Source organism: Streptacidiphilus sp. MAP5-3, assembly GCF_041262505.1.
In the GTDB taxonomy this organism is placed as follows: domain Bacteria; phylum Actinomycetota; class Actinomycetes; order Streptomycetales; family Streptomycetaceae; genus Streptacidiphilus.
The window spans coordinates 1-15,123 of record NZ_JBGCCL010000050.1 but is presented as its reverse complement, the minus strand read 5'-3'; the positions used below and the strand labels follow the sequence as shown (position 1 = coordinate 15,123).

Below are 15,123 nucleotides of genomic sequence, written 5' to 3'. Positions count from 1 at the left end.
TCAGTCCACCTCGAAGGTCGTGCCGATGCCCATGCCGGTGATCCATTGCGGAACCGGTTCGTAGCTGGTCCAGACCAGTGGTCTGGCGACGGCGGCCAGTCCGACGAGCCAGGTCCGGATCTCGTGTCCGCCGCTGCCTGCCTGTTCTTCGAGACCGGCGTCGCCCAGTGCCACGACCGGTGCCGGGTCGGCGGTGCTGAGCTGTCTGAGGAACCAGGTGTCCCAGAGGAGGTTGACGTGAGCGTTGGGGTCGCCGCCCATCGCGCGGATCCGGGGTACGCGTACCGCGTCGTAGGCGTGCGGGTCCATGCGCCCGTGGATCACCGCGGTGCGCCGCTCGTCGGGCACCGAGGGGTCGCGCGGATCGTTCGGGGGCAGCCAGTGCGACAGTCCACCGCTGGCGATGACCAGGACCCGCCCGGCGAACGGCGACGCGCGCAGGGCTTCGCCGAGGGCCGTGCCCAGTTGGACGCAGCGCTCCATGCTCGGCAGCGGCGGTGCTGCGGTGTTGACGATCAGTGGCACGAGCGGGATACCGGCCGTGCCGCAGACCATGTCGTAGCTCTGCACCAGGCCGTGGTCGGCGGTCAGCGCGTAGGAGAGCGACAGGTCGAATCCGGCCTGGGCGAGCGCGTCGCGGACCGACCAGGCCAGCTCGGTGGCGACGGGCAGCGGTCCGGACCTGCTGCCGAAGTCGCCGAAGCCGGCCGCCTGTTCGACGCCGAGGACGAACGGCGGCATCGCGTCGTAGAAGTTCGCGTGGAAGTGGTCGGGGCCGATGACGACGACGGCGTCCGGGGCCAGCCGGGCCACGGCCCGGGCGACCTTGGCGGCGTCGGCCATGAACCGGCCGCCCGGCTGCTCGGCCCCGTGTGGCGGGGTCATGGTGGCAAACGGGGAGTGGGACATGCCGACCAGGCCGATGAGCTCGCTCATGCCGGTCCCACCTCTGTGAGCAGGAAGTCCCGGTGGACGCGCAGGTACTCCTCGGGCTTCTCCCACTGCGGCCAGTGGCCGGCGTCCTCGACCACGTGCAGGCGGGCACGGGGCAGCCACTTCAGGAGCAGCGCGGCCTCGTCGAGCCCACCGGTCGGGTCGTGATCGGTCCACAGCAGCAGTGTGGGCGCGGCGATCCGGCCGACCCAGACCGGATCCCAGGCGAAGTCCTTGCGTACCTCGGGATCCTGCAGGACGAGCGTGTTGGTGATGGCCTGGACGAAGCCGGGGCGGCTGTAGACCGCGCGGCGCAGTCCGACCAGTTCGTCGGTCACCATCTCCTTGTGGTGGAACAGGAATTCGACGCGGCGGCGCACCACGTCGTCGCTGGGGTCCAGGACGGCGGCCATGGTGCTCTCGCGCAGCCGCGCCATGACCTCGGGCTTGTCGGCGATGTTCCCTGGGGTGTTGAGCACCAGCCGGTTCACCCGGTCCTGGTGGTGTGCCGCCGTCCAGGCGGCCACCCAGCCGCCGAGCGATTCGCCCGACAGGTGCGCGGCGTCGATGTCCAGGGCGTCCATCAGCCCGACCAGGTGGTCGGACAGCACGTCGGTGGTGTAGGGCTGGTCGGGCAGGTCGGACCAGCCGTGGCCGACCATGTCGTAGGCGGTGACACGGAAGTCCTCGGCCAGACCGGCGACATCGCGGGCATAGGCCTCGAGATGTCCGCCGGTGCCGTGCAGCAGGACCAGGTCCGGGCCGGACGACCCGGCCCGCAGGACGCGGGTGCGGACCCCGCCGACGTCGACGTACCGCAGTTCGTGCTCGAGGTCCGCGAGTTCGCCCCAGATGCTGATGTGCGCGGGCAGGTCGCTCATGCCGTGTTCTCCTCAGCTGCCGGCCCCTGGGGCTGCGGGTGGTCCTGCCGGGTGTCCCCACGGAAGCGGTCACGGGCCTCCTCGACGGTCGCCAGGCCGGCGCTCTGGCGCCGGCCGACCCCCAACAGGCCGAGCAGGCGCGAGTTCTCGATGGTCAGGAACTCCACCGGGTGCTCGGTGGAGTCGTTGTAGTGGCGGTGCCAGGTCCACGGCGGGGTGTAGACGAAGTCGCCGGCAGACCAGGAACACGTCTCGTCCTCGACCTCGCTGTGGCCCTCGCCCGAGATGACGAAGTGGACGGTCTCGTGGTGATGGCGCTGCATGTCGGAGCTGAGGCCCGGCGGGATCGTCTGCCGGAAGATCTCGAACGTGGCGGTCGGCAGTCTGCCCGCGATCGACAACGTGGTCGGGTTGTGCACCTGCCCCGCCGGGAGGGTCTCCAACTCGGCGGCGGTCACCACGATCGGTCGTGCGCTGCTCGGCCGGACAGTGTCGGATATCGCGCCGAGGAACTCGGCCATGGAGAATTCTTCTCCGGATTGCGCCATCAGATGGTCTCCGTTCGTCCGCCGTCTACGGTGAACACCGTGCCGTTGACGTAGCCTGCGGCTTCGGAGGCCAGGAAAGCCACCACGGCCGCGATCTCCTCGGGACGCCCGGCCCGGCCGGCCGGAACGGCCGCGGCATCCGCGGCGTCCAACTCCGCGTAGCTCCTGCCGTCCTGCCGGGCGCGGTTGTCCAGGATCTGTCTGCGGCGTTCGGTGTCGGTCGCGCCGGGTGCCACGCAGTTGACCGTCACGCCCTGCGCCGCGAACTCCCGTGAGAGCAGTTTGGCGGCCGCGGTGACCGCGGATCTGAGGACGACGGAGGCCGCGAGGTCGGGCTGCGGCTGGCGCACGGCCGAGGAGGTGACGAACAGGACGCGGCCGAAGCCCCGCGCGGCCATCCGGGGCAGCACCAGTCGTGCCAGCCGCAGGGGTCCGAGGAGCAGCAGTTCGTACGCCTGCTGCCACTGGACGTCGCCGACGTCCAGGATCCGGCCGGGCGGCGGTCCGCCCGCGTTGAGCACCAGGACGTCGAGCGCGCCGTGGCGCTCCTCGACCCAGGTGACCGCCGCCGCGGCGCCGTCCGGATCTGACACGTCGTTGACCAGCGCCTCGACAACGGATCCGGTGCTTTCCCGCAGCGCGGACGCGGCTGTTCGGAGCGGATCGGCCCGGCGGCCGGTGACGACCACCCGGTGTCCCGAGCGCGCCAGGTGCTCAGCCGCGGCGTAGCCGATGCCCGCACTGCCGCCGCCGACGAGAGCGGTTCGCTTGCTGATGGCTGCCTCCGTAGGGTTCCGGCCTCGCGTGGTGGTCCGCGATGGGTCTAGCCTGGCCGCTATGGACCCCGGAGCCAACGATGAGTCCCGCTGAGCGGGACGCCGGCCGCGACAAGGGCAGTCCCAGCGGGCTGGACCGCGCGGCGGCCATCCTGGGCGCCTTCGACTCCGAGCACCGGGAGTTGACCCTCGCGGCCTTGGTGACCCGGTGCGGCCTGCCACGCTCGACCACGCATCGCACGGCCGAGCGGATGATCCGTCTCGGCTGGCTGGACAAGCCCCAGGACCGCTACCGCATCGGCAACCGCCTGTTCGAGCTCTCCGGCCTGGCCCCGATCCGGCACGAACTGCGCGAGTCCGTACTGCCGTTCCTGCAGGACCTGCACAATGCGACAAGGACGACGGTGCAACTCGGCGTCCTCGACGGAACACAGGTCCTGGTCGTCGAGAAGATCACCGGTCACCGGCCGATGCCGATGCTCTCCCAAGTCGGCGGCAGGGTCCCGGCCTACTGCTCGGCCCTGGGCCGTGCCATCCTCGCCTACAGCGACAGCGGCACGATCGAGGCGGTCCTCGCCGCCGACCTGCCCGCCAGGACGCCGCGCACCCTCACCAGCCCGGTCGCGATCCTGCGCGAGCTGACCGCGATCCCGTCCCGGGGCTGGGCGATCGAACGCGAGGAGGGCAACATCGGAGTGAGCTGCGTGGGCGCCCCGGTCTTCGGACCGCTCGGCGAGGTGGTGGCTGCCCTGTCGGTGACCGGCCCCACCGGCCTGGTGCGCGCGGACCGGATCGGGCCCGCGGTCCGGCTCGCCGCGGCGGCCGCCTCCAGGGCCTACTCGCACCGTCGCTGAGGCGCGCCGAACACGCACAGTCCCACTGGGCGGGACACATGCTTGCGCCCCGCACTCGCGGCACCGAATGCTGTGATCCCTGCCATACCGACGACTTGTCGGTGCGGTGTCCTGATTGTCGGTGCGTGACCTGAGGAGACGACGATGACTCTCGGTGGTGGCTACCTGCTGCCCTCGCGTGAGGGACACGCGATCGCAGCGATCGGGCTCGGCATCACGATGAAGACGGACGGCTCGTCCACCCACGACGCCTACTCGCTGTTCGAGTACACGATTCCGCCCCGGGTCGACGGCCCTCCCCCGCACCTGCACACCCGCGAGGACGAGTCCTTCATCTGCCTGGCCGGGCGGCTCGATGTCCGCCTCGGCGACGAGGAGTTCGTGCTGGAGCACGGCGACTACCTCTATCTGCCCCGCAACGTGGTGCACGCGTTCCGCAACCCGTACGGCGAGGAGTCGCGCGTCATTTCCGTGGTCTCGCCCGCCGGCCTGGAGAAGTACTACCAGGCGCTGGCGGACATGCCCCCGGGCCCGAAGGACGTCTCGCTGATGAAGAAGATCATGGCCGAGTTCGGCATCGAGCTCCAACTCCCGCCCGAGGTCGGCTGACCATGCGCATCGCCATCCTCGGCGCCGGCGTCGCCGGCCTCGCCACCGCGAAAGTGCTCACGCAGGCCGGACACGAGATCCAGGTGTTCGACCGAACGCCCGACGTCGGAGGCGTGTGGAGCCGGACACGACGCTACCCGGGACTGACGACTCAGAGCCCGAAGGCCCAGTACTCGCTCTCCGACTTCCCGATGCCCAAGGAATGCCCGGAGTGGCCCAGCGGCGAGCAGGTCCAGGCGTACCTGGCCGCATACGCCACCGCGTTCGGTCTCGACCGCACCCTGCGGCTGAGGACCGAGGTGACCGCCGCGCGCCCGCGCACCGACGCGGGCCCTGACGGCGCCGACAGCGCCGACAGCGCTTGGACAGGCAACGGTTGGACGATCGAGACAACGGACAGCGCGGGCACTCACTCCACCGAGGACTTCGACCAACTCGTCGTGGCGAACGGGGTGTTCTGCGAACCGGCTATTCCCTCTTACCCGGGCGCGGAGGAATTCACCGCTGCGGGCGGGCGGTTGTGCGCGGCCACCGAGTTCAACGACGCCCAGGACGCCCGGGGCAAGCACGTCCTGGTCGTGGGCTACGGAAAGTCCGCGTGCGACGTCGCGGTGGCGATCAGCGAGGTGGCCGAGAGCACCGATGTGATCGCGCGGCAACTGCTGTGGAAAGTGCCGCGCAGGATCGGCGGCTTCCTCAACTTCAAGATGCTGCTGCTGACCCGCATGGGCGAAGCACTCTTCCGGTATCTGCGGCTGCGCGGGTTCGAGAAGTTCCTGCACGGTCCGGGCAACGGTCTACGCCGGAGGATGGTCGACTCCATCGGGTCCGTCTCGGTACGTCAGTTCGGACTCCGGCGACTGGCCCTGGTCCCCCGCGGCAGCATGGAGGGCATCGTCCGAGGCGCCATCGGGCTCGCGACCGAAGGCTTCTTCGAAGCGGTCGCCGACGGCCGCATCGGGGTGCGCCGGGACCAGACGATCACCCGACTGCTCGCCCGCGACGGCAAGCCGTTCGCCCAGCTCGCAGACGGAACGACGCTCCCGGCCGACCTCGTCGTGTGCGCGACCGGCTTCACCCAGGCCGTGCCGTTCCTCTCCGCCAAGTTGCAGGAGCGGTTGCTGGACGAGCGCGGGAACTTCATGCTCTACCGCCAGATCATGCCCCCGGACATCCCCGGGCTGTACTTCAATGGCTACAACTCCTCGTTCTTCAGCCCGCTCAACGCGGAGATGGCGGCCCTGTGGATCGCGGCGGCGATCGCGCGAGCGATACCGCTGCCGAGTACGGAGAACGTGCGCCAGGCGGTCATCGACCAATTGGCGTTCCTGGACACGGCGACCGACGGGCACCACTGCAAGGGAACGAAGATCATCCCGTTCTCGATGCACAACGTCGACGAGGTGCTCGGCGACCTCGGCCTCAACATCAACGTGCTGGTGCGCGCCTCGCACTGGCTCAACCCGATCAAACCAGCGGCTTACCGCCGCCTCACCCCTGCCCTACTGCGCAAGCTCCCAACCGACACGTCCGGCCCCGGCGCCACCCTCACCAGCACCGGCCAGTCTGCCGGCACATCCTGATGCAGCGAGTGCTAACTGCGGGCTGTCGCCGACCGCTGTCCGATGCGTGGCCGTCGGTGCTTTCCCAAGGCAGCCAGCACGGTGAACACACCGGTCAGGGCACCAACTGCGCCAAGGCCGGCGAAGGCTGCCAGGCCCAGCTGATCCTTGCCCGACACCGCCTGCAAGGACCCGTTCACGCCCTGCTGCACCTTCAGCCGGGTCCCCACGGGGTAGAGCTGCTGTTCCGAGAGCCAGGCCCCGGTGTGCACGGTGCCACCGCTGTTCAGCTGGAAATCCCCGGTGCACGTGATCACTGGATGCGATCCTCCGCCCGTCGCGCACGAGGACACCGTCAGCGTGCCTGGCGTCCCCTGCAACTGCAGGGAGGCCAGCAGCATGGGGATCGAGATCGCCAGGAACAACGTCCCCACCGCGAGGAAGAGCAGCCCGCGCGACACCGTGGCTTCGTCCCTGAAGCTCTTTCTGCCCCGCCTGCCTTGTCCCGTCTGAGGGGCGTAGTTGGGTATCACTGCTCTTCTCTCCCTGTACGAACGGGCTCAAGGACCCGAATGCTGCGTCTTCCGGCACCGGCCATTCGCCGAGCATCGACTCGAATCACCCGGTCGGAGCGTCCAGTCCATCGGCGACCCAGGACAGCCATGCCGCCCACGACGGATGGTCCACATCGTCCGGCTCACAGCCCGCTTCAGCAACGGCCACCTGGCCGTCCTTGCCGACGGCCAGGTGGGAACCGTCAGGCTGAGCCTCTACCGGAATCCACCCGGCCAGGGCTCCGAACGACTCCTCCACCAAGAACGCATACTCCGCCCCGATCGCGCTCAGGGGCAGCAGCTCCACGACGGCGAGCCTGCCGCCGTGGGTGGCAATCGGGACCGGGCCGCCATCGTGACGTAGATAGGAGTCACGAAGATCGACTGGGAAGGTCGTCCCGAGCCGCTCCTCCAGGGCCGTGATCGCCTCCTCCTCGGCCCCGCCGGGCAGCGGGCCCAGACCACGTCGCAGGACGAATGCCTCAATACGCTCCCACTCGCGCTCTACCCCCGCCATTTCTCCCACCCCTGTCGGTCCAGGTCATTGCTTGGCGCCACCCTAGTCACTCCAGTCAGAGTTCTCCGTCCTCCCTGGTCAGCGGCCTGCTGGTCGGGAGTGTGGCGGGGCCGCTCCGGGGCGGGGAGGTGTTCGCGGGGAGGCCGCGCGAACGACTGGCCCCGCCGCACGCAGTGGCAATGACGTGCGCGTGCTCTGCCGCAACAGTCGAGGCGGTCGGCTGCGACACGGTCGATCTAGTTGACGCTTCAGGGGAATTGATGTCTGGCCTACCATGTTCGCTGGGAAGACGGGCGGGTGCCGGTGGCGCGGCAGACGGGGGAACGGGGGCGCATTGGGATTCCTGGGATGCTTGGTCGGGGGCGTGCTCTGGTTCGTGGGGCTGATCGTCGTCGCCCTGGTCGTCGGCGAGGCGAACGGTGACAGGGCCGCCACCGGGTACCTCGTCATGACGGCGGTGATCTTGCTGGTGGGGTGGTGGCGCCAGGGCGCCCCCGCAAGGAAGCGGCTTGCGGCGTCGAGGGAGCAGCGCGAGCGGGAGCTCCGTGACCGGGAGCAGCGACAGGAACTGCAGTGCAGGCGCGACGTGGAGAGCGCCGACTTCCTGGCCTGGCGCAGCGCGTACACCTGCCCTGCTTTTCCCGAGTCGGCTGAGCCCGCCGAGCCCGCGGTCGTCCCCGCCGGTGAGCGTGCGGACTGGGCGATCCCGACGCGACGCGTGGCCCTCCACCGCGGGGAGTTCCTGCATCTCCCCGACCACGATCAGGCTCTCCGTCTGTTCGGCACGACGGTGACGGCGCTGGTCCGATCCCTCGGTCTCGAAGCCGCCGCCTATGCCACGGAGATCGACTCCCTGGTCGACGGTGGGTGCGAGCCGGGAATCCTTCGGCGAAGGGGAGGTGAGCTGGGCTGGCTTCCGCGACAGCCGGGGGCTCGTCTCACCGCTGAGGCCGCACGCCTCGTCGCCCGGATCGCCTCGTGGGCGGTAGCCCGCCAGGGCCATCTGCGTACGCTCCGCCCCGATGCGGTACGGGAGCTCAGCAAGATCGACAGCCTGATCGCGGACGCCCGACGAGAGGTCAAGGCCTGGTCGAGGGACGCCACCTGGGACGGTCCCGGGAACGCGGTGATGCCGGAAGGCGCATGGCCGCGGATCCTGTCCGGTTTGCACCGCCGGCTCGCCGAGAGTTCCGTGGTGCTCGCCGGGCTGCCGGAGACGCCACCGCCCCAGCCGAGGCATCCGCCGAAGGACGCCAGATTCGAGGAGCACGTGGCGCCCTCGGCAGTCGACGAGAGACTCATGGCGTTCACGCTGGAGAAGGCCGAACGGCTCACCCGACTGTGCGACCCGTCGGCGCGGGTGCGGCCTTCCGACTGGACCATGGGCGCCGGGGTCCTGGACGGCTTTCTGACCGACGAGGTGGGCGACCGGTTCAGCCGAGTGATCGAGGGCAGTGCCGAGATCAGCCGGTGGCCGGACGGAGCCGTCTCCCATGAGGTCCGGCGACGGCTCTGCCTCAGCTACATGGCTCTCGTCCTCAACTATCTGACGGAGGTTTCCCAGAACATGCCTGAGTACACGGACCGTTCCGGTATGGGCGACAAGCCGAAGGTCGTGAACAACTTCCACGCGGCCGCCTCGGTGATGATCGCCGAGAAGATCCAGAACATCAATTCCACCATCTCGGCGGTCTCGCTCCGCGGTGACGACGCACTGGCGACGAAGATCCAGGCACTCAGCAGGGCGATCCAGGAGGAACCCGCGCTCTCGGACGAGCAGCGTGCCGATCTCCTCGACGACGTCGACGAGATGGCGGACGCCGCGAAGGACCCGGAGAGCCCTCGCTCCGCCAAGCGTGGACGACGAGCGCTGGAGGCCGTCCGCACGGCCGGAGCGCTGATCGGCGCCACGTCGCCCGTCGCCGTGGCCCTCGCGGACTGGGAGCACGTGTTCGCCAACATCCATTGAGCTCAGTTGAGAGGAGGCCCTGGCCGAGGAGTTGGCGGCGCACTGGATGTCCGCCGGCGGTCAGCCGGGTGCGCCGCTCCGGGCCTGGGCCAGGGCGGGGTGGATGGTGAACTCGAAGGTGGCGGCGTCCAGTTCGGATCGTGCGGTGAGGCGCAGGCGGTGGACGACCTCGGGTTCGCCCAGGTGTCGGGGAACGACGAGCTGTTCGTGCTCCGGGTGCCACATCGCCTGGTCGAAGGTGAGCAGGGCCGCGGCGTGGCTGCCGTGCCAGGCGACGGTGCCGTCGCCGATGTTCGGCCGCAGTCGGCTGACGAAGATCTCCTGCACGCTGCGGGTGCCGAAGAACTGGTCGGTGAGCTGCAGGGTTCCGTGCGCCTGCCAGGTGAAGGTGCGGGTGAGGCCGGTCTCGCCGTCGTAGGCCGCGGAGAGGTCGAGTTCCAAATCGGCTCCGTACAGGTGGCGTTCGGCGCGCAGGACGCGGGCGGCGGCGCCGCGCCCTGCGCGCTGCCCGTGGCCGTCGATGACGGGGACTGAGTGCCCCTCGGACGATGGGTGCAGCAACTCGTACCGGCGCGGCCCGAAGTACTCGGCGGTGTACTCACCGGCGCCGAGGTCGGCGAGCAGCTCCTCGCCCTCGGCTTCCAGGACGAAGGTGCCCAGGTCGTTGTGGTTGTGGGATTCGTCGTTGTGGCCGCCCTTGGCTGCGAAGGCGACGGCCAGGCCGTCGACGTCGCGGCGGTCGATCATCCACTGGGCCCGCTCCAGCCAGGCTCCGCCGATCCGTTTCGCCGGCCGTCGCAGGATCTCGGGACGGGTCCAGGCAAGGGTGCGGGAGAGGTGTCCCCAGCGGTAGCAGTGATCGAAGTCGAGGTTCTGGATCCGGCTCCCGTTCGGCACCGCGACGCCGAGCCGTGCCTCCAGCCGGCACAGCACTCCCGCGGGGATGAGCTGATGGGCGGCGCCGTCCGCGAAGGCCGGGAAACGCTCGGGGCCGAGCTGGACGGCAGCCGGGAACGCGGCCGCGTCACGGGCCAGGGGCTGATCGAGCAGGTCCTCGCCGGTCCGGTCGCGCAGCGCCTCGGCGAAGTAGGTGAAGTAGCCGTAGCCGTAGATCCAGTAGTTGACGCCTTCCACGCAGCCGCCGTCCTCGTCCACGGCGGAGAGGTACTCGTCCATGGCGGCGCGGCAGCGCTCCAAGGCGCGATCCAGTTTCAGGCCCTGCCGCAGGGCGAGGGCCGCCATCCCGGCCGCTCCGGCGCAGACGGCGACCCAGTTGTTGCGTGCCGACTCCCAGATCCAGGGGTGCGGGTCGTCGAAGTAGGGCTCGAGGACCCGGCGTTCGACTTCCTGGCGGACCCGGTCGGTGACGGGTTGCGGCAGCAGGTCGGCGAGGCCGGTGACGATCTCGGCGAGCGTGTGTGCGGTCTCGCTGGCGAACAGGTCCACGCACCGCGTCATGTCGCGATCGGGTGTGTCGATGAGGTAGGAGTGGGCCGGAACCGCCCACGTGTACTCGTCGCAGACGGACCAGAGCATGTCGGCGAGGGCCTTCAGGACAGCTGGTTCCCGATCCATCATCGCCGCCGCGGCGAGGGCGTTGAGTGCGCGCCGACGCATGAAGAAGACCGGCTCGTAGGTCATCCGCTCGCCGATGTCGGCGAACAGCCGGTACTGCGACCAGGTGGGGTGGACAGGCAGGGCGGTCACCGTAAGCTCCCCGGCGGCCTTGCGGATCTCCTCGACCAGCGCGGTCAGGTGGCGGGCATCGGCGGCGGCCCTGATCTGTTCCGCGATCGACTCGGACATGCGGATTCCTCTTTGCGGTCGGACTGACAGCGTTCGGGAGTGTGCGGCGCGGCTCTTCGACGGAACTCGCTGAGCCGCTACCGTCGAGCGCTTCAGGGACGGCCTTATCTGTTCGGTGACGGGCGGGTCTCAGTCGCGTCCGAATCCCCGGTAGAGGTCGAGTTCGCCCTCGAGTTCCAGAGCGAGGACGGTGGCGTGCCGGTCGACGTCGGACCCGTGGGGCGCATCGATCCACAGCACGCCGGGGACCGCTCCGAGGCCGCCGACCGTGCGGTGGGCAAGCGCGGTGCCGGTGCCGAGGACGGTGACGCGCTTGACCGTGTTGCGCACGCCGCGCACAGAGACGCCTTCGGTGGGGGCGTCCAGGCAGACCAGGTAGAGGGTGCGCCGGTCGGCGGACAGGGTGCTGGGCCCGTAGTGGTGTCCGGCCGGCAGCCCGGCGCGGGTGTCGTAGACGGCGTCCGCGTGTCTGGCGATCCAGTCGCCGAGCCCTTCGAGGCGTGCGACCTGCTCGTCGGGGATGGTGCCGTCCTCGCGCGGGCCCACGTCGAGGAGCAGGTTGCCGCCCATCGCGATGGTCTCGGTGAAGTACCGCACCAGAAGGCGGACCGACTTGTGGTTGTGGTCGTGGTGCTGGAAGCCCCAGGAGTCGTTGATCGTCAGGCACAGCTCCCACGGCCCGGGCGGAGTGGTGACCGGCAGGCCCTGCTCGGGGGTGGCGTAGTCGCCCTGGGAGAGCATGCGCCCGTTGAGCACCGTGTCGGGGCTCACCGAGAGGATGGCGTCGGCGAGTTCGTCCAGGCGCCACTGCTCCTCGGACCGCTCCCACTCGCCGTCGAACCACAGCAGGTCGGGGTGGTGGGCGGTGACCAGTTCGCGGACCTGGGCGGTGCGGTAGGCCAGGTAGCGCTCCCATGCCTGCGGCCTCTCCTGGCCGTCGCGCGGCGCGACATAGGGGTGAGCGTTCGCCTCCTCGGGCGGCATGTCGGGGTGGATCACGCTGGCGTAGTCGGGGTGGTTCCAGTCCGAGTGCGAGTAGTACAGGCCGACCTTCAGTCCGTGCTCGCGCATCGCCTCGACGTAGCCGGTGACCAGGTCGCGGCCGGCCGGGGTGTGCCGGGCGACACTCAGGCCGTCCTGGGCGGTGTCCCACAGCGCGACGCCGTCGTGGTGGCGGGCGGTGAGCACCGCATAGCGGGCGCCTGTGCGGGCGAACAGTTCGGCCCACACGTCCGGGTCGTAGTGCGCCGCGGTGAAGCCCTCGAGCTGCTTCATGTACTGCTCGTGGGAGACCTGGCCGTGGTAGAAGGCCCAGGACTCGGTGACGCCGTCGACAGCGTAGATGCCGTAGTGGATGAAGATGCCGAGCTTGGCATCGGTGAACCAGGGCTGCATGGGCACGAGTGACTCCTTGCGGACGAGCGGTTGGGTGGACGAGCGGTTGGGTGGACGAGCAGGTCAGGCGGTGCGGTCGAGCAACTCGGGGCGCACGGCGTGGGCGAACGGCAACCCGTTCGCGTACCGGGCGAGTTCGTCCAACGCGGCGTCGCCCAGCCGGAACAGCTCGTTGCCGAAGGAGCCGGCGATGTGCGGGGTCAGCAGGAGATTGGGCAGGTCGTACAGGGGCGAGTCGACGGGCGGCACCTCGGGTTCGAGATGGTCGACCACTGCGCGCAGCCGCCCGCTGACGAGCTCGGCGGTCAGCGCGTCGGTGTCGACCAGGGCACCGCGGGCGGTGTTGATCAACGTGGTGCCGTCCCGCATCAGGGCCAGCAGGTCCTTGTCGAGCATCCCCTCGGTGGACGGCAGGAGGGGGGCGTGCAGGGTGACCACGTCCGAGACCTTGCACAGTTCGTCCAGCTGGACCTTGCGCACGCCGAGCGCATGAGCCTCCGCGTCGGCCAGGTAGGGGTCGTACACGACGACGCGGAGGTCGTAGGGCCGGAGCAGTTCGATGACCCGCCGTCCGATCAGCGAGGCACCGACGATGCCGACCGTGCGCCGGTAGTTCCCCAGGTCGGGAACCTCCGCGCGCCAGTCGTGCTGTCCTCGGACGGTCCGGTACTGGTCACGGATGTCCAGGACCCGCTTGTTGGAGAAGAGGATCGCGGCGACCGTGTACTCGGCGACCGGAAGGGCGTTGGCCCAAGCGCCGGTGGAGACCTGGATCCCTTGCTGCCAGCAGGCGTCGGTGACCAACCCCTTGACGGAGCCGGCCGCGTACACCACTGCCCTCAGTCGCGGCGCTGCCGCGAGCAGGTGCTCGTCCAGCGGCGGGCAACCCCAGCAGGCGAGCAGGACTTCGGTCCGGGCCAGCGCACCGGCCTGCTCGGGCCGGGCGAGGTCGGTCAGCACGACATCCGGTGGGAGGTCGGCCAGTTCGTTCAGTCTGGTCAGCGCGGGTTCATCGAACAGGAAGGGCAGCAGGTCGGGGCCCATCGCGAGCAGCGTGCGCGGACGGTACGCGGGCGTAGTGCCGGATTTCATCCGGGGGACGGACATACAGGAGGCTCCTTGAGCATGGCTGAGGGGTCAGCAGTGCGTGCCGGGCGGAGAGGACGCGGTGTGGCCCGCCCAGGCCTGGGCCGTCCGCGCGGCGGGGCAATTCCCGGAGGGAGACTGCGGGGTGGCTCGGCTCAGGAGACCGGGGCGCCGGGGAGCAGGTGCTGGTCGTCGATCTTGTCGCTCATGAAGGCCTGCTGCTCCTCCAGGGCGGGCGCGCTGGTGTGGCCGGTACGGTGACCGACGACCGCGAGCAGCGCGCCGTGCCGACCGGTCAGTTCGATCCGGAGGTGGCTGACCGACGTCTCCGGGAAGGCGTGGACACGGCGGATGCCGACGCTCTGGCCTGCCGCAATCTCGTGCAGGCCGTTGGCGAGGATGCGGTGCCGGGTGATGTGCTGCCCATCGGTCAGGTCCTCGATCAGTTCGAGGTGGTCCAGCATGACGGGCTCGTCGAAGCCCACGTGAACGCTCCCGCCCTGGGCGGTGAGGTGACCGCGAACGGGGTTGGCAAAGCGGCGGGCGACCTCGTCGGTGAACTCCAGGAGCCTGGCCTGGTCCGCGGGGTCGATCTGACCCCGCCGGTCCGGGGGAACGTTGAGCAGGAGGCCGGCGCCCAGCCCGACGGAGCGATACCAGATGGCGAGCAGATGTTCGCGGCTCTTGAGCGTGTGCAGGTCGTCGGGCTGCCAGAACCAGTGGCGGCGGATGGCCACGTCGCACTCGGGCGGCAGGTAGCGGGAGGTGCCCAGCGGCGTCGCGTCCTGGTCGTAGATGCTCACTCCGACGGAGTCGGTGACGTACCAGCAGGGGTCCTCCGCCAGGCCGTCCTCGTTGCCGACCCAGCGCACGGTGGGCCTGCCCATGTTGAAGACCATCGCGTCGGGCTGGTGTTCGTCCACCACGGCCATGATCGCGTCCCAGTCGTAGGCCCGGCCCTGCGAACCCGCGCCGTCGAACCACAGCTCGGCGAGCGGGCCGTAGCGGGTGCAGAGCTCGGTGAGTTGCTGCACGTAAAAGGCGTCGTATGCCTCGGGGTCGGGGGAGGAGGCGGCGTTGCGGTCCCACGGGGAGAGGTACAGGCCCAGGCCGATGCCTGCCTCGCGGCAGGCTTCCGCGAGTTCGCGGACGACGTCGCCGTGGCCGCCGCGCCAGGGGGACGATGCGACGGAGTAGGTGGTAGTGGCCGTGGGCCACAGGCAGAACCCGTCGTGGTGTTTTGCGGTCAGCACGACATGGCTCGCTCCGGCGTCCTTGGCGGTCTGCGCCCACTGGCGGGCGTCGAGCTCACTCGGGTCGAAGGAGACCGGGTCCAGGGTGCCGTCGCTCCACTCCTTCCCGTGGAAGGTGTTGATGCCGAAGTGCAGGAAGAGCGCGAAGCCGGCCTGCTGCCAGGCGAGTTGTTGCGGGCTCGGCACGGCGGTCATGCGTGGTCTCCGATCGGGTGCGGTGGAGCGGTTCTGAACCCCGGGGCTTCTGTTGCGGTGGGCGGTTCAGTACAGGCGGACGGTGGTCTGCTGGGTGGTTCCGGTGAGGCCGGTCAGGTCGCCGAAGGTGAGTTGGAGGGTGCGGCCGGTGGTCGCGGCTGCTAGCGAGGCGGGCTGGGCGGTGA

Annotated in this window: 13 protein-coding genes and 1 pseudogene; 4 read left to right on the top strand and 10 right to left on the bottom strand. The window is 69.8% G+C overall.

Annotation, left to right across the window (positions count from 1 at the left end; genetic code table 11):
- From ABH928_RS35595 to ABH928_RS35580, 4 genes are read right to left on the bottom strand one after another with little or no spacing between them, the layout of a single operon-like run.
- Window positions 1-936 carry a 2,3-dihydroxyphenylpropionate 1,2-dioxygenase gene (locus ABH928_RS35595; RefSeq protein WP_370072883.1) on the bottom strand — a complete coding sequence of 312 codons (936 nt, stop codon included), beginning with the start codon at window positions 934-936 and terminating at the stop codon, window positions 1-3.
- The gene (locus tag ABH928_RS35590; protein WP_370072882.1) at window positions 933-1,814 is read right to left on the bottom strand and encodes an alpha/beta fold hydrolase; all 882 of its coding nucleotides are present in this window, start codon (window positions 1,812-1,814) and stop codon (window positions 933-935) included. The genes ABH928_RS35595 and ABH928_RS35590 overlap by 4 nt, the downstream gene beginning before the upstream one ends.
- On the bottom strand, window positions 1,811-2,362 hold the full coding sequence (locus ABH928_RS35585) for a cupin domain-containing protein (RefSeq protein ID WP_370072881.1): 552 nt from the start codon (window positions 2,360-2,362) through the stop codon (window positions 1,811-1,813). The genes ABH928_RS35590 and ABH928_RS35585 overlap by 4 nt, the downstream gene beginning before the upstream one ends.
- Window positions 2,362-3,138 carry an SDR family oxidoreductase gene (locus tag ABH928_RS35580; RefSeq protein WP_370072895.1) on the bottom strand — a complete coding sequence of 259 codons (777 nt, stop codon included), beginning with the start codon at window positions 3,136-3,138 and terminating at the stop codon, window positions 2,362-2,364. The genes ABH928_RS35585 and ABH928_RS35580 overlap by 1 nt, the downstream gene beginning before the upstream one ends.
- Window positions 3,139-3,218: 80 nt before the next feature.
- On the opposite strand from ABH928_RS35580, the gene ABH928_RS35575 reads away from it, so the two are divergent.
- The 3 genes from ABH928_RS35575 (at window position 3,219) to ABH928_RS35565 (ending at window position 6,184) form a co-directional block, all read left to right on the top strand.
- On the top strand, window positions 3,219-3,992 hold the full coding sequence (locus ABH928_RS35575; RefSeq protein WP_370072880.1) for an IclR family transcriptional regulator: 774 nt from the start codon (window positions 3,219-3,221) through the stop codon (window positions 3,990-3,992).
- 144 nt (window positions 3,993-4,136) lie between these two features.
- Window positions 4,137-4,601, top strand: coding sequence for a cupin domain-containing protein (locus ABH928_RS35570; RefSeq protein WP_370072879.1), 465 nt, complete (start codon window positions 4,137-4,139; stop codon window positions 4,599-4,601).
- A 2-nt stretch (window positions 4,602-4,603) separates the two neighbouring features.
- Window positions 4,604-6,184 carry a flavin-containing monooxygenase gene (locus ABH928_RS35565; protein WP_370072878.1) on the top strand — a complete coding sequence of 527 codons (1,581 nt, stop codon included), beginning with the start codon at window positions 4,604-4,606 and terminating at the stop codon, window positions 6,182-6,184.
- An 11-nt stretch (window positions 6,185-6,195) separates the two neighbouring features.
- Here ABH928_RS35565 and ABH928_RS35560 read toward each other — a convergent pair whose 3' ends face one another.
- Both ABH928_RS35560 and ABH928_RS35555 read right to left on the bottom strand, forming a co-directional pair.
- Window positions 6,196-6,624, bottom strand: a complete 429-nt coding sequence (locus tag ABH928_RS35560) for a hypothetical protein (protein WP_370072876.1) — start codon at window positions 6,622-6,624, stop codon at window positions 6,196-6,198.
- Between the two features lie 157 nt (window positions 6,625-6,781).
- On the bottom strand, window positions 6,782-7,234 hold the full coding sequence (locus tag ABH928_RS35555) for an SMI1/KNR4 family protein (RefSeq protein WP_370072875.1): 453 nt from the start codon (window positions 7,232-7,234) through the stop codon (window positions 6,782-6,784).
- A 364-nt stretch (window positions 7,235-7,598) separates the two neighbouring features.
- Here ABH928_RS35555 and ABH928_RS35550 point away from each other — a divergent pair, with 364 nt between their 5' ends.
- A complete protein-coding gene (locus tag ABH928_RS35550) occupies window positions 7,599-9,203 on the top strand; it encodes a hypothetical protein (protein ID WP_370072874.1) in 1,605 nt (534 codons plus the stop codon).
- A 60-nt stretch (window positions 9,204-9,263) separates the two neighbouring features.
- Here ABH928_RS35550 and ABH928_RS35545 read toward each other — a convergent pair whose 3' ends face one another.
- From ABH928_RS35545 to ABH928_RS35530, 4 genes and pseudogenes are all read right to left on the bottom strand, one after another.
- Window positions 9,264-11,009, bottom strand: coding sequence for a heparinase II/III family protein (locus ABH928_RS35545; RefSeq protein ID WP_370072873.1), 1,746 nt, complete (start codon window positions 11,007-11,009; stop codon window positions 9,264-9,266).
- Between the two features lie 129 nt (window positions 11,010-11,138).
- Window positions 11,139-12,413: pseudogene (locus tag ABH928_RS35540) on the bottom strand (alpha-L-fucosidase); the annotation flags it as partial.
- A gap of 54 nt (window positions 12,414-12,467) precedes the next feature.
- Window positions 12,468-13,448 (bottom strand): hydroxyacid dehydrogenase, encoded by a 981-nt coding sequence (locus tag ABH928_RS35535; protein WP_370072894.1) that lies wholly within the window; start codon window positions 13,446-13,448, stop codon window positions 12,468-12,470.
- A 197-nt stretch (window positions 13,449-13,645) separates the two neighbouring features.
- On the bottom strand, window positions 13,646-14,938 hold the full coding sequence (locus ABH928_RS35530; RefSeq protein ID WP_370072872.1) for an alpha-L-fucosidase: 1,293 nt from the start codon (window positions 14,936-14,938) through the stop codon (window positions 13,646-13,648).
- Window positions 14,939-15,123 lie beyond the last annotated feature (185 nt).

Coding starts and splice junctions, on each gene's coding strand:
- ABH928_RS35595 (WP_370072883.1), bottom strand. CDS start 936: ATGAGCGAGCTCATCGGCCTGGTCGGCATGTCCCACTCCCCGTTTGCC.
- ABH928_RS35545 (WP_370072873.1), bottom strand. CDS start 11,009: ATGTCCGAGTCGATCGCGGAACAGATCAGGGCCGCCGCCGATGCCCGC.
- ABH928_RS35530 (WP_370072872.1), bottom strand. CDS start 14,938: ATGACCGCCGTGCCGAGCCCGCAACAACTCGCCTGGCAGCAGGCCGGC.
- ABH928_RS35570 (WP_370072879.1), top strand. CDS start 4,137: ATGACTCTCGGTGGTGGCTACCTGCTGCCCTCGCGTGAGGGACACGCG.
- ABH928_RS35575 (WP_370072880.1), top strand. CDS start 3,219: ATGAGTCCCGCTGAGCGGGACGCCGGCCGCGACAAGGGCAGTCCCAGC.
- ABH928_RS35535 (WP_370072894.1), bottom strand. CDS start 13,448: ATGGGCCCCGACCTGCTGCCCTTCCTGTTCGATGAACCCGCGCTGACC.
- ABH928_RS35590 (WP_370072882.1), bottom strand. CDS start 1,814: ATGAGCGACCTGCCCGCGCACATCAGCATCTGGGGCGAACTCGCGGAC.
- ABH928_RS35565 (WP_370072878.1), top strand. CDS start 4,604: ATGCGCATCGCCATCCTCGGCGCCGGCGTCGCCGGCCTCGCCACCGCG.
- ABH928_RS35585 (WP_370072881.1), bottom strand. CDS start 2,362: ATGGCGCAATCCGGAGAAGAATTCTCCATGGCCGAGTTCCTCGGCGCG.
- ABH928_RS35555 (WP_370072875.1), bottom strand. CDS start 7,234: ATGGCGGGGGTAGAGCGCGAGTGGGAGCGTATTGAGGCATTCGTCCTG.